The sequence below is a fragment of the Bibersteinia trehalosi USDA-ARS-USMARC-188 genome, assembly GCF_000521725.1.
Taxonomy (GTDB): Bacteria; Pseudomonadota; Gammaproteobacteria; order Enterobacterales; family Pasteurellaceae; genus Bibersteinia; species Bibersteinia trehalosi.
Window position 1 is genome coordinate 1,510,098 of record NZ_CP006954.1, and the last position, 23,151, is coordinate 1,533,248.

Below are 23,151 nucleotides of genomic sequence, written 5' to 3' on the forward strand. Positions count from 1 at the left end.
TAGTTATCTTGGTAAGGAGGTGATCCAACCGCAGGTTCCCCTACGGTTACCTTGTTACGACTTCACCCCAGTCATGAATCATACCGTGGTAAACGCCCCCCTTGCGGTTAAGCTATCTACTTCTGGTACAACCCACTCCCATGGTGTGACGGGCGGTGTGTACAAGGCCCGGGAACGTATTCACCGCAACATTCTGATTTGCGATTACTAGCGATTCCGACTTCATGGAGTCGAGTTGCAGACTCCAATCCGGACTTAGATGCACTTTCTGAGATTGGCTCACCATCGCTGGCTCGCTACCCTCTGTATGCACCATTGTAGCACGTGTGTAGCCCTACTCGTAAGGGCCATGATGACTTGACGTCATCCCCACCTTCCTCCAGTTTATCACTGGCAGTCTCCTTTGAGTTCCCGACCAAATCGCTGGCAACAAAGGATAAGGGTTGCGCTCGTTGCGGGACTTAACCCAACATTTCACAACACGAGCTGACGACAGCCATGCAGCACCTGTCTCATGGTTCCCGAAGGCACTCTCATATCTCTACAAGATTCCATGGATGTCAAGAGTAGGTAAGGTTCTTCGCGTTGCATCGAATTAAACCACATGCTCCACCGCTTGTGCGGGCCCCCGTCAATTCATTTGAGTTTTAACCTTGCGGCCGTACTCCCCAGGCGGTTGATTTATCACGTTAGCTACGGGCACCAAGCTTAAAGCCCAATCCCCAAATCAACATCGTTTACAGCGTGGACTACCAGGGTATCTAATCCTGTTTGCTCCCCACGCTTTCGCACATGAGCGTCAGTATATTCCCAAGGGGCTGCCTTCGCCTTCGGTATTCCTCCACATCTCTACGCATTTCACCGCTACACGTGGAATTCTACCCCTCCCTAAAATACTCTAGATAGCCAGTCTGAAATGCAATTCCCAGGTTAAGCCCGGGGCTTTCACATCTCACTTAACTATCCGCCTGCGTGCCCTTTACGCCCAGTTATTCCGATTAACGCTCGCACCCTCCGTATTACCGCGGCTGCTGGCACGGAGTTAGCCGGTGCTTCTTCTGTGACTAACGTCAATTGCTTTGTCTATTAAACAAAACACCTTCCTCATCACCGAAAGAACTTTACAACCCGAAGGCCTTCTTCATTCACGCGGCATGGCTGCATCAGGGTTCCCCCCATTGTGCAATATTCCCCACTGCTGCCTCCCGTAGGAGTCTGGACCGTGTCTCAGTTCCAGTGTGGCTGGCCATCCTCTCAGACCAGCTAGAGATCGCAGGCTTGGTAGGCCTTTACCCCACCAACTACCTAATCCCACTTGGGCTCATCTTATGGCAGGTGGCCCGAAAGTCCCACCCTTTAATCTCTCGATATTACGCGGTATTAGCTACCGTTTCCAGTAGTTATCCCCCTCCATAAGCCAGATTCCCAAGCATTACTCACCCGTCCGCCACTCGTCAGCAAAGAAGCAAGCTTCTTCCTGCTACCGTTCGACTTGCATGTGTTAAGCCTGCCGCCAGCGTTCAATCTGAGCCATGATCAAACTCTTCAATTCAAAAAGTTTAATCGCTCAATAACTGCTAGCTATAAATCGCTTTATTTCTATTAAATAGAAGTAATGAATTTCTAGTTTAAGCACCTATTAAGACTTCAAAATTAAAAAATATTTTTAACTAATCAATCAACAAGTGCCCACACAGATTGTCTGATATATTGTTAAAGAACAAAAAAGAACGACGCACTGGAAAATTTATCTTTGCAACAGTGCGTCGTTGCGATGGCGTGCATTATAGAGATTTCAAAATCCTTTGCAAGCGCTTTTTTGCAAAAAATCTAAAAAAAATGACCGCTTGTTGAATTTACCAACACACAAACTATTTTATATTCGTTTTTAGTCTATTTTCTCCACTTTCGCAGGAATCCCAGTTCTCACTACCGAGCCACAAACCCAGTCTTGTAATGGTGAGCGAATTTTCTTAGTGGGATCAATAATACCAAGATCATTTAAGTTAATGCCTTTCGCTATTGCTGGATTGCCTTTTATCTCTTTGCCATCTATCACATAGCTCCCTGCGCCAAGTTGCTTATGCCCAAAGCCATGTTCAATCGCAATCGTCCCTTGAGCGATACCATCAAGCAACATCATTTGAACCTGTAAGGTTCCACTTGGTGTGCTCAGTTTAACCAGATCACCGTGTGAGATACCTTGTTCTTTTGCATCTTGGCTATTCATCGCCACAATCCCTTCGGGCTTAATACTCAATAGACGTGGCAATGGCGCAATACTGCTAATCAAATTGGATTTAAACGAGATAAGTTTAAACGGCCACTCCGATTGTGAATAATGCTGTTCTAAGCTCGTGCCATCGGCAAAACGTGGTGCCATATAATGCGGACAACCCCAATAATGTTCGCCATTACTATGATGTCGTGCCTTATATACCGTTTCATTCCAAATTTGCAGACAATTTCGCCACTGTGCCGCCATATTTTCACCTTTCCAAGCAGAATCGTGCGGTGCAAAACATCCTCCTTTGCAATAGATATGTGCCACTTTCAATACTTCTTCCGCTTTTAGCGTTTGTGCTATTTTCGGCAGAATCCGTTGTACGCCTGTTAAAAGCAGATCTTGCTCACTGGCATCTGGCACAGGTTTTTCACCTACAAAAGCAATATTTGCCGCTGCTCGTAAAAAATAATCTTCGCTACGATTCAGCGAATAGTGGTTTCCTTCCAAATCGCTAATTGCATTTTCGCCAAAACTCGGTAGGCCCATTCTCTTCGCCACTGCAATCACGAAATTTTCCATACAAATTGTTTCGCCCTCTGTGGTTTTCGCATTTTTAGACGGAACAATCGGATGACGTGCGGTACTCGCTCGTGTCGGTACACCACCCCACGGCGTTGAAAATCCCCAACTCTCAAAATTATGTGTATCTGGCACAATATAATCCGCCAATGCCGTGGTTTCGTTCATAAATGCATCTACGGCAATAAAAAGTGGCAAAATTTTCGGATCTTTCAATTTCTCTAACGCAATCGGATTTAACGCCGTTAAAGCATAGATCGGATTCATCATATGGCTGATCCACGCCTTAGCATAATAAGGATAGCCCTGCACCATAGAAACCAACATTTCAGAAGTTTGCCCACCAGTAAACGGATACCAAGCCCCATCAGCAGGGTAAGGATTTTCTCCTCGTGCAACTTTCTGCTTATATTCACTTGAATTTTCATAGGCTTTTTTACTGCGAGCGAGATTCGTTCCTTTCGGCTGTACACGATTTGGGAATTTAGCTAAATCATAACGAGGCCCATCGCCAAAATCTTTGAATTTGCCCGCATTGATCGCCATTCCCCCTTTTTTATTCATATTCCCCACCATCGCATTCAGCAATAAAATCGCCCAACTGGTGTAGAATCCCGTACTGTGCATTGTGCCGCCGTGCGTAATCGCACTCGCTTTATGTCCGTGTGACGTAAATTCTTTTGCCAAGTTCTCAATTACTTGCACTGGCACACCGCAAATGTCGCTATATTCAGCAAGGGTTTTCTCTTGTGCTGCCTCTTTAAGCAATTGCATTGACGATTTGACCAACACCTCCGTTCCATCTAACAATTTTGCAGTTTGTTCCACAAAAATAACCGCTTGCTCGCAATTTTTTGCTTGAACCAATTCTCTACTCGCGAGAGCTTTTACTACAATCAGGTTCTCCTCTACTTTTTCATCAGGATCAAGCTCTACCGCTTGCAGATCATTAATTCGCAACGCCTGTCCGAATTTAGAGTGATTCGGTTCGCAAATGATCAAATGTGATGCATTGGCATAACTCACATTATTGGCTTTTTCCATTGCAAACAAACTCGGACGGGAAAGATAATCGACATTAAAGCGATCATTTTCAATAATCCAACGCAACATTCCCATCACCAACGCCAAATCCCCCTCAGGCTTAATCGGTACCCAGTGATTTTTCTGCGTGGCAAGGGTTGAAGTCATCTCCAAACGAGGAGAAACCACCACATAACTAAAATTACCATCAGCACGGCGTTTTGCCAATTGACGAGCTTGGCGTTTAAACGGGCTACCCGACTGTGCGGGTGAAGTACCGATGAACAAAATAAATTCAGCGTGATCCCAATCTGGCTTCGCGTGTTGCTGATCGTCAAAATCTTTCATAAATACACCCGATCCCGCACGATAAGAAGCCCCACAATAAGAGCCATGATTAGAAAAGTTGATACTGCCAAAACTGAACTGAGCAAAACGGCGTAATAGCGGTTGTCGCCCTTCTGGGCCTGCAAAGGTTACCAAAAGCTGATTTGCTTTACTGCCTAAATCAGGGCGTTTTTTGTCAATCAACGTCTCCAAATCACGAATGGCATTTAACCCTTCTACTTCTCCTTCACCAAACAGATTTCCGCCATTCACCACTTCATCTACTAATTGCTCAAAACTGATGGTCTGCCGTTTCCCTTCACCTCGTTTCCCCACTCGCTTTAACGGTTGAGTAATCCGATATGGGCTATTCACACTGTCCATCAATGCCGCACCTCTTGCACACGCCGTTGAACGGTTTTCAATGCCACTTTCGCCCGCCAATAACAATTCCGCCTTTGCAATCGGCATACCGAACGGCAGGTTTTTGTCGGAAGAGAGCGGGTGATACGGATTGCCCGAAATGCGAATGACTTGATTGGTGTTCAAATCCACCCTCGCCCGAATGCCACACTGTGTCCAACAGCCCATACACTGCGTATTGCACACAATTTGTTCAGGATTGCTGAGTAATTTGCCCTCTTTCACCTGATACTCCGGCACTAATGAATTACCGTGAATCGGATCACGGGTTTTCTCGCCCGACGTGCCGTGCATTATACCTTTGGTAATTTCCGACACCTTCGGCGCATACCCCGCCCCAAACGCCGCCGCTCCACCAAGTGCCAGCCCGCCTTTCAACAGATTTCTGCGTTTATTGTTCATCTTTTCTTCCCCCACAAATGCGTAAAATTTAACGAGACTATTGTAGATTTTCGACAGGGCAACAAGGTATTGTGGTTTTCCACATATCAGGGGGAAAATTGATTGAGATCAAGCGGTCAAAGTGCGGTGGGGATTTGCAAAGTTTTTGGGGGATTTGGCCGCTTGTATGTGCCCTCTACGTTTAGCTAGACAAATCAAGCACAAATAGATCTATTCTATTTCTTAACTCTTCAGATATCTTTTCATATACTTTCCAATATAATTCCTGAGCACTATTGATGCCATGGCGTTTAACACCAGCAATTTTTTCATCTGAACCAAACCATAATACTAAATAAATACCTTGCCCATCAGAATCAGGATGAATGGAATATAACCTATTTAATTGATTCTCAAATGCTGAGTAAACCTCAGAATGCCATTGACCTTTAACTTCGATAGGAACAATTTTTCTATTACCTTCAATAAGTTTAGATAGAACAATATCACATCGTTTATCATCCTTCATATAATGTTCACGTGAAACTATAATTTGTCTATTCTCTAGTCTTCTCAGCCTCTCAGCAATATATTGTGTAGCTGTATTTTCATCTACGCGATTGGTAAGTTCCATATTACCATTATAAAAGATAGATTTAGTAGTTATGTCATGCCCATTTAAATCATCTTGGTAAGACTGAAGCTCTTCAATAATAACTGCACGTAAATTTTCTACACTAATAATTTCATCTCGTTCAATTAATTTTACTATTTGCTCCGGTTTGGGAGCTTGAAAACTTTGCATTACCGTTTTCTTTAAATAATTATATCTAATACTTTTTAAATCTGAATGAAGGTTTATAAATTCAGGGGTATTTAGCAATCTATCAATGACAGTAATTGTATTATCTGATTCATTTTTTCCTAAGAAAAAAATCACATTCGTTAAAAAACGATAAGCTTTTTCATCATCAGGACTTTCAGAACCATAAATATCTGATAATTCAACTTCTGGATATTCTTGCCAAAATGTGTCTAAAATTAACTCAATTTTTTCAGGGGATAGTGCCAACCAATCTTTATAATCGCCAAATATACCTAAATCCTTTTCTAAAATAAAAATAGAATTTGGATCTTTAGTCAATTCTTTCCAATAGGATTCATAATCTTTATCTAATAAATAGAAAGCATGAATATACCAAAAGTCTCTTTGTGTTTTTTGACCTCCATTTTGTTGATTGTTTGCACCTGACACTAATTCGTCACAACGTTTTTTAACTAATAACTTTAAACTCTCTCTATTACCAGATTGAATAGCCATAGACATTAATTTTTCTATCTCTGGTAGCTTTAAGTGAGGGTATTTTATTAACCATTCTAGAGCGTACTTTTTCTGAAATTGTTTGAATAAGTCCTTTTCTAACCAACAAACAGGAGAGTTCTTGTAATTGGCATTGGAAAGTTGGGGTTCAATATAATCATTTATGAATTTTTCTATTGCTTCGATATTATTAAATAAACTCTTTTCTGTCTCATTTTTTAATTGCCTTCTAATATTGTGTTCCATCCCAATCAAATAAACAGAGAAATTAGTGTATAATGCTTCTAGAATATCCTTCGGTAAAGATTTTAATGTTCCTTCTCTTGTGAAAATTTCTATACAAGAAGCATAAAGAATAATTTCAATATTTAACACTGAAGAGTCAGAATGCAGTTTAGCCAAATCAGTTAAATTTGGTATGTTCGACTGAATGTAGTTAATACAGTTATATAATGCATTTCTAACTAATTGTTCATCACCAAATTTCTCTGCTATTTTTTCTGGCTCTTGTAGAAAAGTATAAGAAAAGCTTAATAAACTATCCCAATGACTACCATTTTCTATTAATTCTCTATTTTGTTGAATGTATTTAATATTTCTTGCAAGAGATTTACGCTGTTTTCTATTGATATTTCTAATACTCTTTTTACAGTTATATTTAAGTGTATTTCTTTGATAGAATTCCTTACTTTCTTGATTTATTCTATACCAAGCCATTAAGAAAGCTGGTTTTTGTAAAGCCTGATTTCGCATATACCTTCTCAGTAAATTGGGCTTTTTCTCTTTGTTGTAAAAATCATGACGAGCTATGAAATATTTCCATAGTTCAATATTGTTAGTTTCGAAGCTGAGATCTATAATAAATCTTAGGTCTTGATATTGGAAATTTAATCCTGAATGAGAATGCCATTCAAAGTGATAGAATTTCATATTATGGATTTCTTCTCTAACCCATAGATTTTCAAATGCTAACTTAATGATTCCCTGCCTTAATTCGTCATTCTCTGATAAAGTTTTTACAGATAAACTTTGTTCTTTTGATATTCCATTCTGAAAGTATAAATTTTTAATCCATTCCCAAATCTTAGACATATTGAATTTTGAAGATAATTCAAAATAACGATCTAATAACATACCAATGATTTTGCTAATACCTACTCGGCACTCACAATCATATTTTTTTTGACAAGTACAAGCTAGATTATTAGATAGTGAATCTAGCAATTTTATTGTTAAATCTAGTTCTAGTTCTTGAATAAATAATCTAATAAAATAACGTTTTCCAAAAACTCGTTCTATTTCATAATTGGTTGGGTATAGTTCAGAGCATATGTTAAGAAAAGTAATGTAATCGTTTATATCAAAATAACTTCTGTCAGATAAATTCATTATTTCACTAGCAATAGATAGTGAAACACTATTTTTTTCAGAGATTAGTTGTGCCCAAACATCTTTAATTGGATAATCTTTCACTTTAAGCAGACATTCTCCTGCTAGTCTACGAATAGATAATTCTTTATATTTTGGATTAGTATCACAAATGATTGTTCTTAACTCATCAACTACTTTAGAAACTACTGACGATTCAAGTAATAGTTTTAATAATACCCGTTGTAAATTCCCGCTTCTATATTTTTCCGATAGTAATTCTTTTAATTCATCAATCATATCATCAGAAAAAAAATCAGAAATACTAAAGTTTCTCCATATATCATGACGAGTAAAATATGGATCCTTTTGATTTACGTCTTTTAATCTTGATAGTAGTATTCTTTTTGATCTTGGAAGAAGTAAGGATGGATCTCCATTCGCTAAAATAGCATAAGGATCTAAATTTATTAGCTTTTCCTGAATTTGTTGATTCTCTGATAATACAGCTATCCACGAAAATAAACCGCGCAATTCATCTCTAACAATATTATTAGGTGCAATGATAGATAATATTTTATTTAGAGATAATGGAGTTGATGATGTAAGTTTGTTTGCAAGGTAACGGCCTGCACAATATTCCACAACAATTTTATGAATTGGACGATGCTGTCCTTGATTTTCACCAGGGGTAAAGAACTGTGTCGATAGTATTTGAAATATATTAGTATCAGAATTGAGGTTTTTTATATTAGGAAAAAGATGCTTAGAAGAAAAATCACTAGTGCTAATGCCCTCTGAACCTGATAATATTAATTTGCAAAAAACGTCCTCAACTAATTCAACTTTTTTATTTCCCGGTAATGAAGATGAATGGGAAGGATTGCTTTCTCTCGCTAGCCCTTCAATTGCAATTTTAAATGCGGAATATCTATTTTCAAATATTTTATTGTTTTCAATATAGGATTTGGAAAATAGTCTTAAAAATAAAGGATTAGATAATAAAGGTGCTAATTCTATTTTACCAGCCTCTTGCAAGAAAATTTCAGCGTTTTCTTCTGGATAATATGAATTGAAAATTTCTTTCTGTTCTTGTTGATTAAATGGCTTTAAATATAATAATAAAGGGGCTTCACGAAAAAGCTCCTTACAGGTTTGTGAATAGCTTTCAGACCACTCACTAGAACGGCTAGAGAGTATAATTTTTTCAGCAGATGTTTTTTCTGCCATAACCAATGACTTAGTTACAGAAGAAGAGTCTATTCTTACTAATTCATCAAATGCGTCAATTATAAGTAACTTTGTTTTTTCTACTGGTAAATGGATAAAGATATTAGCTGTCTTCTTTTGAACTCCCAACTGTTGTGAAATATTATTTAATAAGTAACTTTTCCCTGCACCTGGCTCAGCCAAGATAATAATAACTTTTGGGATTAATGATATTAATTCAGACTCTTTAATTTCTTGATTATCAGAATTATATAATGTTCTATCAATATAAAAACTCATAATGCATCTCTCATAAAGAAATCAGTTGTATAAATATGCTCCACCCCACCCAAATTCTCTTTCCATAATTCATCCATTGTAATCACATATTTCGGGTAATTATCCGCAATTTCCTGTAACGGAGAAAATTCTCTTTTTACAGTCTCTTCACTTTCTAATTTATAGGCAACTTGAATATAGATTTTTTCATTCTGTTTTTGGGCGATAAAATCGATTTCTTGTTTATCTAATTTACCAATATAAACCTGATAGCCTCGGCGTTTTAGCTCTAAATAGACCAAATTTTCTAAAATGCCTGAAATTAAACTGGTACGGAATCCCATTGTGGCATACAGCAGAGAAACATCACCCAAGTAGAATTTTTCTTGGGTTTTTAAAATCTCTTTGCCCTTAATATCAAAACGTTCGACACGGTGCAAAATAAAAGCGGACTCTAAGGCTTTTAAATAGTTATAAACCGTATTTAAATCGATTTTGCGTTGCTGACTTTTAAAATAATCGGCAACATTTTTACCCGAAAACGTATTGCCAATATTATCAAAGGCATATTTTACAATGCGCTCCAGTAACTCGACATCACGAATTTTATGGCGTTGAACAGTATCCCGTAAAATAACGGAAGCGTATATATCCTGCACAATTTTATAGACCGTCTCAGCTTCATAATTCGCGGTATGTACCATTGGGAAACCGCCTTTTCGTAAATATTCATGAAAAAGTGCGGTTGGATTTGATGAAGTTTCGGGTGAATATGCCGTTTTGAAATCCAAAAATTCCTGAAAAGAGAGGGTAAAAATCGGGATTTCCACATAACGACCGGCAAGATAAGTGGAAAGCTCGGAAGAGAGTAAGTGCGAGTTGGAGCCGGTGATATAGAGGTCAAGATTAAAATCCACCATAAACGCATTCACTGCTTTTTCCCACTCGCTCACTTCTTGAATTTCATCAAGCAGAAGATAGTATTTATCGGTAGTCAGGATTTTTTCTTTCACCAACATATAAAGCTTGTCGGCGGTTTTAAAGTCGCTAAATGCAAAACTTTCAAAATTAATATGAATAATCTGCTGTTCGGCAATGCCTTGAGAAATCAGCTCTTCCCGAAGCAGTTTCATCACGGTCGATTTACCCGAACGGCGAATGCCGGTCATTACTTTAATTAACGGTGTATTAATAAACGGTTTGAGTTGTTGAAGATAGTTTGGTCGGTTAATCATTTTTTTATGGGTATAAGCCTAAAAACATTATTATTTTAACAAGTTTTTATGGTTATAACCATAAATAATGTTGAGTTATGTTGTGTTTTTATGGCTATAACCTAAAATAGTGTAAAGTTTTTGGCTAGATTAACCGCTTGTAAACTTTTATCGTATTAGGAAAAAATCACTTCTCTTGTTAAGTCGTGAGGCTGATGATTTGCCCCACACCCACCGTCACCAACACCGCCAATCCCAAAATCGACACAATCCCCAAACCACCATCGACAGCAGTCCAATCAAAATGATACGGATTTTGCAAGGCATTGGTTTTGGCGATGGTTTGGACTTGGATCACCAGCACCCAGCGGAGTAGCCAGCCGAAAGCGATGAGGGCAAGCACGCCGAGCCATTGCAAGCGGTGGTTTTTGGCGGAAAAATTGCAAACGAGGGCAATTAGCCAGAAAATGCCGACAAGATAGGCGGTGATTGAGCCGTTGAAGAGCAGAGCAAAATCACGTTGAGCGGTTTCACTGCTGAAAGCAAGACCAATGATAGAAAGTGCGGTTAGAATGAGGCAGATTTTGCCCCCTGCCCCCGAGGGTTGCTCAGGTACTTCCCCCGCAAGCGGGAGCAGAAATTGGCTTATCACTTGGGTTAATCCCAATGCCACCGCCCACGCAGAAAAGAGCATAATCGGTAATAGCCACGCACTGTGCCATAAGATTCTTGTGCCGGTTTGGTAGGTTTCAAGCACGGTGTAGCCGATAATACCAACAGCGGTGAGTGCAGCAAACAAGCGGAATGCCCAAAGTAAGTCTTGATTTTTCAGTATAGGAAACTGTAACCAAGCTAACCATTTCGGCAGGTTCGGCTGGGTGTGATGAGCCAATGCCAGCACAAAATACCCTGCTACCGCCACGCTGAATAGAGGCAGGATCATCGCTCCCCACGCCATTGGCGACCACCACGCAAAATCGGTATAGAAATGCAGAATACGGCTCGGCTGGTGCAGGTCGGCAGTCAGTGCTACAGGGGCGACAATGGAGCCAATCAAGGCTACCGTCACCGCCGCCAGCTCGCAAGCGGTCGGTTTTACTCGTGAACATTGTTCACTCGCCCCTTTGGGGCCGTTGGCGGAGCCAACGTTCAAAACGCAAGCGTTTTGTCTCTGCTTTTTTGCAAACAGCACGGCAGTAAACACTGCTGTTGCCGCTACGCCTACGAAGAAGAAATAATGCACAATCCACGGCAACCAGACGATATGTTGCGGTTCCACTAATACTTCACGAATCATTTTACGCCTCCCCCGTCCAGAGCATTGGTTGCCCGTCAATTTTGCTCACAAAGGCCTCAATCAGCCCCACATAGAAAACGTGTGGCACGGTGCCGGCCTCCGGTTTTAGCACTTTCAGGTCATCTTTATGGGTTTGATAAAGCTGGGAAATTTGGCTTTTCGGATCGTTCAAATCGCCAATTACCCTTGCTCCGCCCACGCAACTTTCCACGCACGCCGGCAGCAGACCTGCCTCCAAACGGTGAGTGCAGAAGGTGCATTTATCGGCGGTTTTAGTTTCTTCATTGATAAAACGGGCATCGTACGGGCAGGCTTGCACGCAGTAACCACAGCCGATGCATTGCTCGTTGTTAATCACCACCACACCGTCTTTGCGTTGGAAGGTTGCCTGCACCGGGCAGACCGGCACACACGGCGGTTGGTCACAATGGTTACACAAACGAGGTAGCACCACATTGTTCGCCACCTGCGTACCGTTGGTGATTTCATATTGACGCACGGTGGTGCGGAAGCTGTGCAACGGCGTGGCGTTCTCCACCAAACAACTCACGGTACACGCTTGACAGCCGATACATTTGCGTAAATCAATCAGCATTGCATAGCGTTTGTTCTCATCGCCCTCACGCCGAGCAGGCATAAATGCCTGAGCCGATTGCAACGGCACAAAACTTGCCCCCACCGTCAAGGCGGAAAGCTCTTTCAAAAAGGAACGTTTGCTTAAATCCATATTTCCCCCACAAATTTAAAAATAACAAGGGTATTCTAAGGCGGAGAAGGAATGGCAAGGTATTGTGGTTTTCCACATATCAGGGGGAAGTTTGATTTGGGTCAAGGGCTATGGGAAAAAGATAAATCTGATCTCGTCTATCACTGGATCAGATTTATTTCATATTCTATAGTTAGAATTTTCTTAATGATTTATTATCAATGTCAAAGTCCTTAATCTCTAATTTATCTAAAATTACAGGTAATACTTGATGAAGTAATCTCATTCCAACGAGTAATTCATTCATATAGATATCAGGGTGTAATCTATTATCATTAAATCCTAAATATTCGGCTTCAGCCTCAACTCCTAAATTATCGTGCTCATCATCAATTAAATGCATTAATTCAGCCCTTAATGGAATATTAGATTTAAATGCATACAATTTAAGTTGTTGGAGCCATTCTCTATAATCCTTTTCAGTTTCTCTTTTTAATTTCTGAAATCCGGTCAGCTCAGGTAATATTGTATCAGCCTTAATAATTGCTAGGTTTAATAGGTTTGCTTCTATATCGACAATCAAATTGGAAAATTCGGGATTTTCCATTGATAGTTGGGTATCAAGCTCTGAGATATATGCCTCATAAAAACTATACACATCCGCAAAGGAGCAGAATATGCTATATATCAATGAGCAAAATTCGTTACTATAAATAGTTTCAATAAATGAGTCACTCCAATCAATATAATGATCATAGTCATTTTCTAACTCAGGAGGGAAAGATAGAGGAAATTTATACCCTATCATTCTGAGTGAGTCGACTAAATTAGATAGTATGAGATCGGTTTCATCAATCAATGGTGCTACATTAAACCCTGTCTCGCCATTATCATTAGCTGATTCAGCTAATTGGGTAATGATTTTCTGCCATTTTTGTGCATAGCTTATATGACCAAAAGCTAAAATGACATTTGGATCTAAATCTCCAATATCTAGTAATTTCCTTACCTTATTTTCCATATCAAATGACATATATTCCCCTTTCTTCCATTTTGTTATTTGGCTAGGAGAGACGGATAGCTTGTTTGCAAGCTCTTTTTGTGAGCAAGATAAGATTTGCATTGCTAATTCAATCATTGATAAACTCATAGAAACCTCTTTTTCGTAAAAATTATGAATTTACTAAATTGTATATTTATTTTACTAAAACAACAAGAGCGAATTTGGTTTTTTACTAACAACTGTTTTGTCTGTGATCATTAGGGTTTAAAAATACAGAAAATGAAACGCCTATTTCTCTTCTTCCTATTCCTTTCCCACACCGTTTTAGCCGAAACTTGGCACATCGGCATTCTCGCCCAGCGTGGGGAGACCTATACTCGCACGCATTGGCAGCCGTGGGTGGATTGGCTGAATGAGCAGTTTCCAAATGAGCGGTTTGAGCTTGTGCCGTTGGGGTTGGGTGAGGCGAATGAGCGGGCGGAGTTGGATTTTTTGCTGACCAACCAAGCCCAGTTTTTCTATTTAAGTCGGCAGAATGTCCGTTGGCTGGCGACGCTCGGCAGTCCGTTTACTGAAAACGGCGAGCAAGGGGCGGTGGGCAGTAGCATTTGGGTGCGTGCTGACAGCCATTATCGGCAGTTAAGCGATCTGAAAAATCAGACTATCAGTGCAGTGGATAACGATGCCTTTGGCGGTTTTTTGCTTGGGTTGTATCAGTTTCATCAGGCGGGAATGCAACAAAACCGGGATTTTTCGGTGCAGTTTAGCGGTTTTCCGGTGGAAAATGCGTTGGCTTTGCTGGCGGAAAAACAGGTGGAAGCGGCGATTGTGCCGGTCTGTTTGCTGGAAGAGTTGGAGAAAGAGGGCAAGTTCAAGCGGTCGGATTTCCGCTTAATTTTGCAAAACCCACAGGCGCAGGGTTGCCTTGCCAGCACGCCGTTATTGCCGAACTGGTCGCTGGCGGCGATGGAAAATGTGCCGAACGAGCTGGCGGTTCAGTTTGCCACACGCTTGCTAAACAGCCACAATCCCGACCTGCCCCGCTGGACGTTGCCGTTTTCTTCTGCTCAAGCCGATCACATTCTGCGTGAACTGTATCGCCACCCGCAACAAAAAAGCCTGTGGGCAACGGTGCTGGATTGGGTTCGGCTTAATAAATTCGGCTTGCTGGCGGTGGCGTTATTCATTTTGCTCAACCTTGTCGCCCTGCGTTATCAGGTCTATCGCAAAAGCAAGGCGTTACAGCAGGCACACCGCAAAATGCAGCAGTATCAGCAGGAGCTGACCCGAGCTGACCGCCTTGCCCTGCTGGGCGAGATGACCACCGGTTTTGCCCACGAACTGAAACAGCCGTTGTCGGCGGTGCGAATGTACGCCGAGGGGCTGAAAAGCCAAAACAGCAATCCTTATCAACAGCGGATTTTGGATAAGCTGATTGCGCAAGTAGATCGGGCGGTGAAAACGATGCAGAGCATTCGGGACTGGGTGCAAAACCGCCCGAGTGGTGAGCCGCAAGCGGTCATTTTAAACCAATTGATTGCCAATGTGATCGAGTTTGTGGCGGTGGAAAATCGCCAGAATGCACAAATCTCGCTGATTGCCGACCGCACTTTTCGGCTTAATTTACACGCCACCGTGCTGGAACAAGTGCTGACGAATTGCCTGCTCAACGCCCTGCAAGCCGGTGCAAGCGAGATTACGGTGCGGTTACAAGCGGTCGAAAACGGGCTGGAAATTGCAATCGAAGACAACGGCGGCGGTTTTTCCCCTGCCCAACTTGAATTTCCGTTTGTGCCGTTTCGCACCGACAAACCGCACGGCTTAGGGCTAGGCTTGGTGCTATGCCAACGGCTGATGCAATCGCTCAACGGACGGATTGTATTGACGAATGGGGAGAAAGGGGCGAGGGTAAGCTTGTTTATCCCAGATGATTAACTTACTGAGTACGAGCCGTACTCAGTTAAATAACCCTCGTCACTTTGTGACGATTAGATAGAGCGACAAAGTCGCTCGGATTCAATAACCCTGCACTGCTCGTGCAGGGAGAATACGGAGAAAAAATGATTATCCACATTCTTGATGACGAAGAAAGCATTTTAGACGCCATGTCTTTCCTGCTTGCCCCACTCGGGATTGAAATCCAAACGTGGCAATCCAGCGTAGATTTTTTGGCACAGGCGGATTTACACCAACAAGGCGTGCTGTTACTGGATATTCGAATGCCGCTGCCAGACGGGCAACAGGTTCACCAACAACTGCGAGAGGTGCAATCGACCCTTGCGGTAGTGATTATGACCGCCCACGGTGATGTGCCGATGGCAGTCGCTGAATTGAAAAAAGGGGCAGTGGATTTTCTGCAAAAGCCGGCTAGTTTTGAACAGCTAAAACAGGCGATTACACAAGTGAAAACGGTGAGTGAACAAGCGGTGAAAATTCGTGAAATTTCGCAAAATTACGCCAAATTGACGGAAAAAGAGCGTAATCTTGTGCCACTGATTATGCAGGGCTTTACCAATAAACAGATTGCTGATCATCTGGCTATTTCTGTTCGTACGGTGGAAGTACACCGAGCCAATGTGATGGAAAAAATGCAGGCGGAGAGTTTGGCAGAGTTGGTTCAGAAATTAGGCTTATTGCCAACACCATAAAATGATGCCCCTTAAAGCCGAAACTTCAAGGGGCAGAGCATTACGGTAATTCTTTCGAATTCCTTATTGTAGCAACGTTTCTCATTTCGCAGTACTACGGTCAGGAATTCTAACGACCCTACGATTTTTGTCAAATAAATTTTGATTTTGTGGTAAAAATAGCAACAGATTCTAATTCGGAGTGTTGATATGAAACCACGTAACTTAAATTATATTTTGGGGCTAGATTTAGGCATTGCTTCAGTCGGTTGGTCTGTAGTTGAAATTGACGAAAATGAATACCCGATCCGCTTAATTGATGTTGGCGTTCGCACCTTTGAACGAGCGGAAGTGCCGAAAACCGGTGAATCTCTTGCCCTTGCCCGCCGTCTTGCCCGTTCTACCCGCCGTTTAATCCGCCGCCGTGCTTTTCGTTTATTAAAAGCCAAACGGCTGTTAAAACATCATCAGATTGTCAATGCCGAAGAACTTACCCAATTGCCTAATCAATGTTGGGAATTACGGGTGAAGGGCTTGGATAGCCTTTTAAGCAATACAGAGTGGGCAGCGGTTCTGCTCCATTTGCTGAAACATCGTGGCTATCTCTCTCAACGCAAAAACGAGGCGCAAAATGCCGATAAAGAATTAGGTAAATTGAGAGAGGGAATGGATAATAACAGTAAATTACTCCTAGAAAATAACTATCGCACCCCTGCCGACATTGCGGTGAAAAAGTTTGCGGTGGAAGAGGGGCATATGCGTAATCAGCGTGGCGCTTATACTCACACCTTTAACCGCCTTGACATTCTGGCGGAAATGCAACTACTGTTTAAAACCCAACGAGAACTGGGTAGCACTTATGCAAACGGTGAGTTAGAACAGGCATTTTGCGAATTGTTGCTGTGGCAAAAACAAGCATTAAATCGTAGTCAAATGCTTTCATTAGTTGGAAAATGTACTTTTGAAAAAGAAGAAAAACGAGCAGCAAAAGCAAGCTACTCTGCTGAACGCTTTGTTGCAATTCAAAAATTGCAAAATTTGAGAATTTTAGAAAATGGTGAGGAACGAGGACTTTTTGATAGTGAATTTAGTCTTCTTTTAGAAAATGCTTATAATTTAAAATCAGGCTTAACCTATAAGCAGGTGAGAAAAATACTTTCTTTATCTGAAAATGCGATTTTTAAAGGCCTTCCTTATTTATCAGATGATCTAGAAAAGCCTGAAAAAACACAATTCTTAGCTTTTAAATTTTACCACCAATTAGCAGATATATTAAAAAATAATGGTTTTTCCGATGAGTGGCAGAAACTATCACAAGAACCTACATTACTTGATAAACTAGGTACTGAATTATCTTTATGTAAAGAGGAAAATGAATTTATAGCTCAGTTTAATGGGGAATTACCAGAAGCTATGCTTTCTACCTTATTTAACCATACTAATTTTGACAAATTTATCCATATTTCACTCAAAGCATTAAATAATATTCTTCCCCTAATGGAACAAGGTAATGACTATACTAAGGCTTGGCGTAAAGTATATCCAGAACCAACTAAAAAAGACGAAAAAACACTACCACCAATCCCTGCCGATGAAATCCGTAATCCGGTGGTATTGCGTTCTTTGTCTCAGGCAAGAAAAGTGATCAATGCCGTAATTCGACTTTACGGCTCACCGGCTCGCATTCATATCGAAACCGCTCGTGAGCTAGGAAAATCTTACGATGATCGTCAAAAAATCAAAAAACAGCAAGATAAAAATAGTGATGAGCGTGATCAAGCAGTAAAAAAATTTCTAGAAGAATGTCCAAATTTTGCCAATAAAGTAAAAGGCAAAGATATCCTTAAAATACGTTTGTATATAAATCAAGACGGAAAATGTTTATATAGTGGAAAACCTCTCGATCCGCATCGTTTACTAGAAATTGGCTATGTGGAAATCGACCACGCCCTGCCGTTTTCCCGCACGTGGGACGACAGCCAAAACAACAAAGTGCTGGTGCTTGCCAACGAAAACCAAAACAAAGGTAATCAAACGCCGTTTGAGTGGTTGGGCAAAGATGAACATCAATGGGCGTTATTTGTGGCTCGGGTAAACGGCTGCCGTTTCCCTTATGCGAAAAAACAGCGGATTTTGACCAAAAAATTGGATGAACAAGGATTCCTAAAAAGGAATTTAAATGATACACGGTATGTTTCTGCTTATTTAATGAAGCACATAAAGGAAAATTTACATTTGGTTGGGAAGGGAAGCGATAAAGTATTTGCATCCAACGGACAAGTTACCAATTTCTTGCGTAGATGCTGGGGATTGGAAAAAAAACGTGAGGAGGGTGATCGGCACCACGCTTTAGATGCGATAGTAGTTGCCTGTTCCACTGCGTCAATGCGACAAAAAATTACTCTCTTTAAGAAATATCAAAGATGGAACTTGAAAACAGGAAAACACATTGATCAGGAAACCGGCGAAATTATTCCGCTCCACTTCCCTGCCCCGTGGGATTTCTTCCGCCAAGAGGTGATGATCCGCATTTTCAGCGAAATGCCACAAGAAGATCTGATTATGCAACTGCCGGATCGCCCACAAGCGAACCACGAATTTGTACAACCGCTGTTTGTTTCCCGTGCGCCAAGTCGCAAAATGAGTGGGCAGGGGCATGAAGCCAAATTACGCTCAGCCAGAATGCTTGAAGCGACGGGTAAGAGTATTAAAAAAGAATTTTTAACTGATTTAACGATTAAGAACCTTGAACACATGGTAAATAAAGAACGTGAACCAGAGCTTTACCAAGCATTAGTAGAACACTTTAAAAAATATGGAGATAAGCCGAAAGAAAAATTCTTCAAAAAAGGGGGCGTAGAGGTTAAATCAATTAGAATTTCAAAAACCCAAAATAAATCTGTAAATCTAGGTAATAAAACTATTGCTGATAATGGTGATATTGTGCGTACGGATTTATTCTTAAAAAATAAAAAATATTATTTTGTTAATATATATGCTTGGCAAGTTTCCAAAGGCATTCTACCTAAAGAAACAACTACAGGTAATATATTGGATAACTCATATGAATTCCAATTTAGCCTATTTAAAAATGATTTACTAGAGATCCCTCATCCTAAAAATGAAAATGATAGTATCTTGGCATATTTTATTCGTCCAGATGACGAACGTAGATGGATTTTAAAATTTCATGATAACGCTAAAATTCCCGATATATATGGAAAAAAAGACGAGACCTCTATTCGTTTAAGTATTCAAGGGCAAAAATTTATCAAAAAATACCAAGTCGATGAACTCGGTAAAAATATTCGTCCTTGTCGTCCAACCAAACGTCAAGGCGTGCGTTAAACCCAATCCCTGCCTGCTCTGCGGTGCAGGGATTTTTTCTATCGGAGGCTTTATGAGCTGGCGAAGTATTTTAATCAGTAACGGCGGAAAATTGTCGCTCCGCCAAAATCAAATGGTAATCTGGCAGGAAGAACAAGAATTTTGCGTACCGTTGGAAGATATTGCGGTGATTGTGATTGAACACCGAGAAACCGTGATTACCACACCACTTCTCTCCGCCCTTGCCCTAAACGGCATTACTCTTTTAACCTGCGATGAGCAGTTTATTCCTTGTGGGCAATGGCTGCCATTTGGGCAGTATCACCGCCAACTAAAAACCCTCAAACTGCAACTGGAAATGAGCCAACCGCTGAAAAAACAGCTTTGGCAGGTGATTGTGCAGCAGAAAATTCGTAATCAAGCCTTTGTATTAGTACAAACCAAGCGGTTAGATATGGCGGAAAAATTGCAACATCTAGCGAAACGGGTGAAATCAGGCGATAAGGAAAATTTGGAAGCACAGGCTGCATTGATCTACTTTCAAACCGCATTCGGCAGTGATTTTCGCCGTTGGCAAGAAAATGCGATCAACGCCCACCTTAACTATGCCTATACGGTGTTACGTTCGGCAGTTGCCCGTTCGCTGGTGCTGTATGGCTGGTTGCCGACCTTAGGGCTATTTCACCATAGCGAACTCAATCCCTTTAACCTTGCCGATGATATGATCGAGCCATTCCGCCCGTTGGTGGATTTAATGGTATGGCAACTTTGGCAAGATGATAAATTGGCAGACAGTCTCACGCCACACAACAAACAAAAATTGGTCGGCTTATTGCATTATCAAATGCGGTTTCAAGATCAAACATTTAGCACCCTAGCTGCCATTGATCGCACCATTGGTTCGCTACAAAACGCCATCAGCCAAAAAGATCCCAGCTTATTAAAACTGCCCGAAATTTTACCTTTGAAGGAACATCAATATGAGTGAGGCAACCTTTATGCGTATTATCGTCTTTTTTGATCTGCCCGTTACAACCAAGGCCAAACGCAAAGCTGCCAACCAATTTCGCCAATTTTTACTTAAAGACGGTTATCAAATGTTACAGCTTTCAGTTTACACCCGCATTGTGCGAGGAAGAGATTCATTAGAAAAGCACAATAAACGACTGACGGCACATTTGCCGGAGGAAGGCTCCGTGCGTTGCTTGGAAATCACCGAAAAACAGTTCACATCAATGCTGTTGCTCGTGGGGGAACTGAAACCACAAGAAGAAAAAGTCAATGCAAACCAATTGCTACTTTTTTAATAAAATCAACCATAAGAAAATTTTTTTTACGCTACACAAAAACTTTTGTTCAATTGGCGATATTTTGTTCACACAAATAAACTAAATCGGCAATTTTCCACAAAAAACAGAGAAAAATAAGCGGTCTGTTTTCAAAAAACTCTGCAAAATCTTGCAAAAAATTTCCAAAAACAGACCGCTTGTTTGGTATTTTTTCACGTTTTTTAATCGCTTAAAAACGCAATACCCCCTTATAACATAAGGCGTTCATACCACTCTATTGTAGCACTGCGAAATGAGAAAGGGAGCTACAACAGAAACGATTGACGTAGAATTAGAACAGCAATTGTAGCACTGCGAAATGAGAAAGGGAGCTACAACCAATCATTTATCGGGGAACGTGGAGGAAATATTGTAGCACTGCGAAATGAGAAAGGGAGCTACAACTCTCCCATAATTCCTGTGTAATATTTACTTATTGTAGCACTGCGAAATGAGAAAGGGAGCTACAACTGCCCTACATAACCAATGATTTTTACTTCGATTGTAGCACTGCGAAATGAGAAAGGGAGCTACAACAAGCAAGGCAAGGTTGTGGTACAGAAAATAATTGTAGCACTGCGAAATGAGAAAGGGAGCTACAACCGTTGTGGTTCGTGGAACATCTCAAAGAGGATTGTAGCACTGCGAAATGAGAAAGGGAGCTACAACTTTAAGCGTTGATGTATAACCGAATGTACGATTGTAGCACTGCGAAATGAGAAAGGGAGCTACAACTTGAATCATCAACAATCGCTTTTGATTGTGATTGTAGCACTGCGAAATGAGAAAGGGAGCTACAACCTTGTGTTGTTACTTTTGAACAATGCGGATATTGTAGCACTGCGAAATGAGAAAGGGAGCTACAACTTTCGGTATAACTCTAAATCGTCTTGGGTTATTGTAGCACTGCGAAATGAGAAAGGGAGCTACAACAAGATTTTGATACATGTCTTGCAACTGCCCATTGTAGCACTGCGAAATGAGAAAGGGAGCTACAACGAAAAGCTTGAGATGGAATTTAAAATCGGCATTGTAGCACTGCGAAATGAAAAAGGGAGCTACAACCCTACATATAACTATAGCACTCTACGACTAAATATATTTTTCAACCATCTCACCACCTCATCAACTTGTTTATCTGCTAGGTTAGAATAACCCACTACAAATGCATTTTTCGGTGCTTGGCTTTTATCTTGATAATAACGAGCTAAACTCACCATCTTTATACCTTGCTCATTGGCAGATTGCAGAATTTTTTCATCACTTAACGCCGTGTGAAACTGCACGATAAAATGCAACCCTGCATTCTCTTCTTTTATCGTAATTTTTTCAGCAAGCGGGCTATTTTTGAGTGAAAAGAGCAAATTATCTCGTTTTTTCTGATAATAGGCTCGCATTCGGTTAATGTGTTTTTCAAAATAGCCTTGCTGAATAAATTCCGCTAGTACATATTGCTCAAAGTTTGAAACCGTAGAGGCGTAAAAGCCCAATTGTTGATGAAAACGTGTTAATAATTCAGGCGGTAATACCATATAAGCAATACGCACGGTTGAGGATAGCGTCTTGGAAAAGGTGTTCATATAAATCACCTTACCTAGCATATCAATTGATTGTAACGCTGGGATAGGCTGTCCAACAAAACGAAATTCACTGTCGTAATCATCTTCAATGATATAGCGATCTGTCTTTTCGGCAGCCCACGCTAATAATTCATAACGTTTAGCAATGGGCATTACTAATCCTGTGGGAAAATGGTGGGATGGTGAGGTGTGTAATACATTGACGTTTTTGAGTACATTTGTTGCATAATCCATTGAAATAGAAATGTGATTTAAGCCATAGCTTTGAAAAATTTTATGCAACTTGTCATAACTGGGATCGGGCAAGGCGTAACTTTTATCTAAACCAAGAAGTTGAACCAATAAGCCATAAAGATATTCTGTCCCCGCGCCGACAATAATTTGTGCAGGTGAAACATTCATTCCCCGAAAATCATGTAAATGCTTAGCAATCGCTTGACGCAACATTAGCACTCCGCCACTTTCTGCCCGCTCCATTAAGGCAGATTGATGGTGTTTTAATACTTCTCTGACTAATTTTGTCCACACTGAAAAAGGGAAATTTTCCGCAGAGGTTTGGCTGTTTGTGAGATCTGCTTGCCATTTTTTGCTATTTTCTATCGGTTTTGAACCGCTTGTTTCAGTGAAAACTGACCTGCTTGTACTTGTTTTGGGTAAATTAAGTGGATTGACAAAAAAGCCTTGCTTTGCTTTTGCACTCAAATACCCTTCTGCCACTAATTGCTGATAGGCTGTTTCTACGGTCATGACTGAAATACCTAAATGCTTAGCAAAAGCTCGTTTAGACGGTAATTTTTCACCAGCAATAATGTCGCCTTGTTCAATATCCAGTTTGATGAAGCAGTAAAGTTGTTCATAGAGGGGAATATTGTTTTTTTTGAAAGTATAGGTAACCATTCTGAACTGATTAAAAGAGTGAAAAATGGCTATTT

General features: G+C 40.8%; 12 protein-coding genes, 1 rRNA gene and 1 CRISPR repeat array. Of the genes, 5 read left to right on the forward strand and 8 right to left on the reverse strand.

Annotated elements, in window-relative coordinates; genetic code table 11:
* Window positions 1-12: 12 nt before the first annotated feature.
* The 7 genes from F542_RS06975 to F542_RS07005 form a co-directional block, all read right to left on the reverse strand.
* Window positions 13-1,552 (reverse strand): 16S ribosomal RNA (locus F542_RS06975).
* Window positions 1,553-1,888: 336 nt separating this feature from the next.
* Window positions 1,889-4,981 carry a molybdopterin-dependent oxidoreductase gene (locus F542_RS06980; protein ID WP_025267172.1) on the reverse strand — a complete coding sequence of 1,031 codons (3,093 nt, stop codon included), beginning with the start codon at window positions 4,979-4,981 and terminating at the stop codon, window positions 1,889-1,891.
* 181 nt (window positions 4,982-5,162) lie between these two features.
* Entirely contained in the window at window positions 5,163-9,158 is a 3,996-nt protein-coding gene (locus F542_RS06985) for an NACHT domain-containing protein (RefSeq protein ID WP_015432209.1), read from the reverse strand.
* Window positions 9,155-10,372, reverse strand: a complete 1,218-nt coding sequence (locus F542_RS06990; protein WP_015432208.1) for an ATP-binding protein — start codon at window positions 10,370-10,372, stop codon at window positions 9,155-9,157. The genes F542_RS06985 and F542_RS06990 overlap by 4 nt, the downstream gene beginning before the upstream one ends.
* A gap of 178 nt (window positions 10,373-10,550) precedes the next feature.
* Window positions 10,551-11,648, reverse strand: a complete 1,098-nt coding sequence (nrfD, locus tag F542_RS06995; protein ID WP_015432207.1) for an NrfD/PsrC family molybdoenzyme membrane anchor subunit — start codon at window positions 11,646-11,648, stop codon at window positions 10,551-10,553.
* Between the two features lies 1 nt (window position 11,649).
* The gene (gene ttrB, locus F542_RS07000; RefSeq protein WP_015432206.1) at window positions 11,650-12,375 is read right to left on the reverse strand and encodes a tetrathionate reductase subunit TtrB; all 726 of its coding nucleotides are present in this window, start codon (window positions 12,373-12,375) and stop codon (window positions 11,650-11,652) included.
* Between the two features lie 172 nt (window positions 12,376-12,547).
* On the reverse strand, window positions 12,548-13,504 hold the full coding sequence (locus F542_RS07005; RefSeq protein ID WP_025267173.1) for a helix-turn-helix domain-containing protein: 957 nt from the start codon (window positions 13,502-13,504) through the stop codon (window positions 12,548-12,550).
* 132 nt (window positions 13,505-13,636) lie between these two features.
* On the opposite strand from F542_RS07005, the gene F542_RS07010 reads away from it, so the two are divergent.
* From F542_RS07010 to cas2, 5 genes are all read left to right on the forward strand, one after another.
* Complete coding sequence (locus F542_RS07010; RefSeq protein WP_015432204.1) at window positions 13,637-15,292, forward strand: sensor histidine kinase; 1,656 nt, start codon at window positions 13,637-13,639, stop codon at window positions 15,290-15,292.
* A gap of 125 nt (window positions 15,293-15,417) precedes the next feature.
* The gene (locus F542_RS07015) at window positions 15,418-16,005 is read left to right on the forward strand and encodes a response regulator (RefSeq protein WP_025267174.1); all 588 of its coding nucleotides are present in this window, start codon (window positions 15,418-15,420) and stop codon (window positions 16,003-16,005) included.
* A 189-nt stretch (window positions 16,006-16,194) separates the two neighbouring features.
* Window positions 16,195-19,332 (forward strand): type II CRISPR RNA-guided endonuclease Cas9, encoded by a 3,138-nt coding sequence (cas9, locus tag F542_RS07020; protein ID WP_015432202.1) that lies wholly within the window; start codon window positions 16,195-16,197, stop codon window positions 19,330-19,332.
* A gap of 52 nt (window positions 19,333-19,384) precedes the next feature.
* A complete protein-coding gene (gene cas1 / locus F542_RS07025) occupies window positions 19,385-20,299 on the forward strand; it encodes a type II CRISPR-associated endonuclease Cas1 (protein WP_015432201.1) in 915 nt (304 codons plus the stop codon).
* Window positions 20,292-20,618, forward strand: coding sequence for a CRISPR-associated endonuclease Cas2 (cas2, locus tag F542_RS07030; protein WP_015432200.1), 327 nt, complete (start codon window positions 20,292-20,294; stop codon window positions 20,616-20,618). Before cas1 ends, cas2 begins: the two co-directional genes overlap by 8 nt.
* A 258-nt stretch (window positions 20,619-20,876) precedes the next feature.
* A CRISPR array of direct repeats spans window positions 20,877-21,704; the repeat unit is 36 nt; unit sequence ATTGTAGCACTGCGAAATGAGAAAGGGAGCTACAAC.
* Between the two features lie 11 nt (window positions 21,705-21,715).
* Here the strand turns inward: cas2 and pdxR are convergent.
* Window positions 21,716-23,116: a MocR-like pyridoxine biosynthesis transcription factor PdxR gene (gene pdxR / locus F542_RS07035; RefSeq protein ID WP_025267176.1), complete on the reverse strand. Its 1,401-nt coding sequence runs from the start codon at window positions 23,114-23,116 to the stop codon at window positions 21,716-21,718.
* Window positions 23,117-23,151: the final 35 nt, after the last annotated feature.

Excerpts from the sequence above, each read along its gene's own strand:
- F542_RS06980 (WP_025267172.1), bottom strand. The coding sequence starts at position 4,981 with ATGAACAATAAACGCAGAAATCTGTTGAAAGGCGGGCTGGCACTTGGT.
- F542_RS06985 (WP_015432209.1), bottom strand. The coding sequence starts at position 9,158 with ATGAGTTTTTATATTGATAGAACATTATATAATTCTGATAATCAAGAA.
- F542_RS06990 (WP_015432208.1), bottom strand. The coding sequence starts at position 10,372 with ATGATTAACCGACCAAACTATCTTCAACAACTCAAACCGTTTATTAAT.
- nrfD (WP_015432207.1), bottom strand. The coding sequence starts at position 11,648 with ATGATTCGTGAAGTATTAGTGGAACCGCAACATATCGTCTGGTTGCCG.
- ttrB (WP_015432206.1), bottom strand. The coding sequence starts at position 12,375 with ATGGATTTAAGCAAACGTTCCTTTTTGAAAGAGCTTTCCGCCTTGACG.
- F542_RS07005 (WP_025267173.1), bottom strand. The coding sequence starts at position 13,504 with ATGAGTTTATCAATGATTGAATTAGCAATGCAAATCTTATCTTGCTCA.
- F542_RS07010 (WP_015432204.1), top strand. The coding sequence starts at position 13,637 with ATGAAACGCCTATTTCTCTTCTTCCTATTCCTTTCCCACACCGTTTTA.
- F542_RS07015 (WP_025267174.1), top strand. The coding sequence starts at position 15,418 with ATGATTATCCACATTCTTGATGACGAAGAAAGCATTTTAGACGCCATG.
- cas9 (WP_015432202.1), top strand. The coding sequence starts at position 16,195 with ATGAAACCACGTAACTTAAATTATATTTTGGGGCTAGATTTAGGCATT.
- cas1 (WP_015432201.1), top strand. The coding sequence starts at position 19,385 with ATGAGCTGGCGAAGTATTTTAATCAGTAACGGCGGAAAATTGTCGCTC.
- cas2 (WP_015432200.1), top strand. The coding sequence starts at position 20,292 with ATGAGTGAGGCAACCTTTATGCGTATTATCGTCTTTTTTGATCTGCCC.
- pdxR (WP_025267176.1), bottom strand. The coding sequence starts at position 23,116 with ATGGTTACCTATACTTTCAAAAAAAACAATATTCCCCTCTATGAACAA.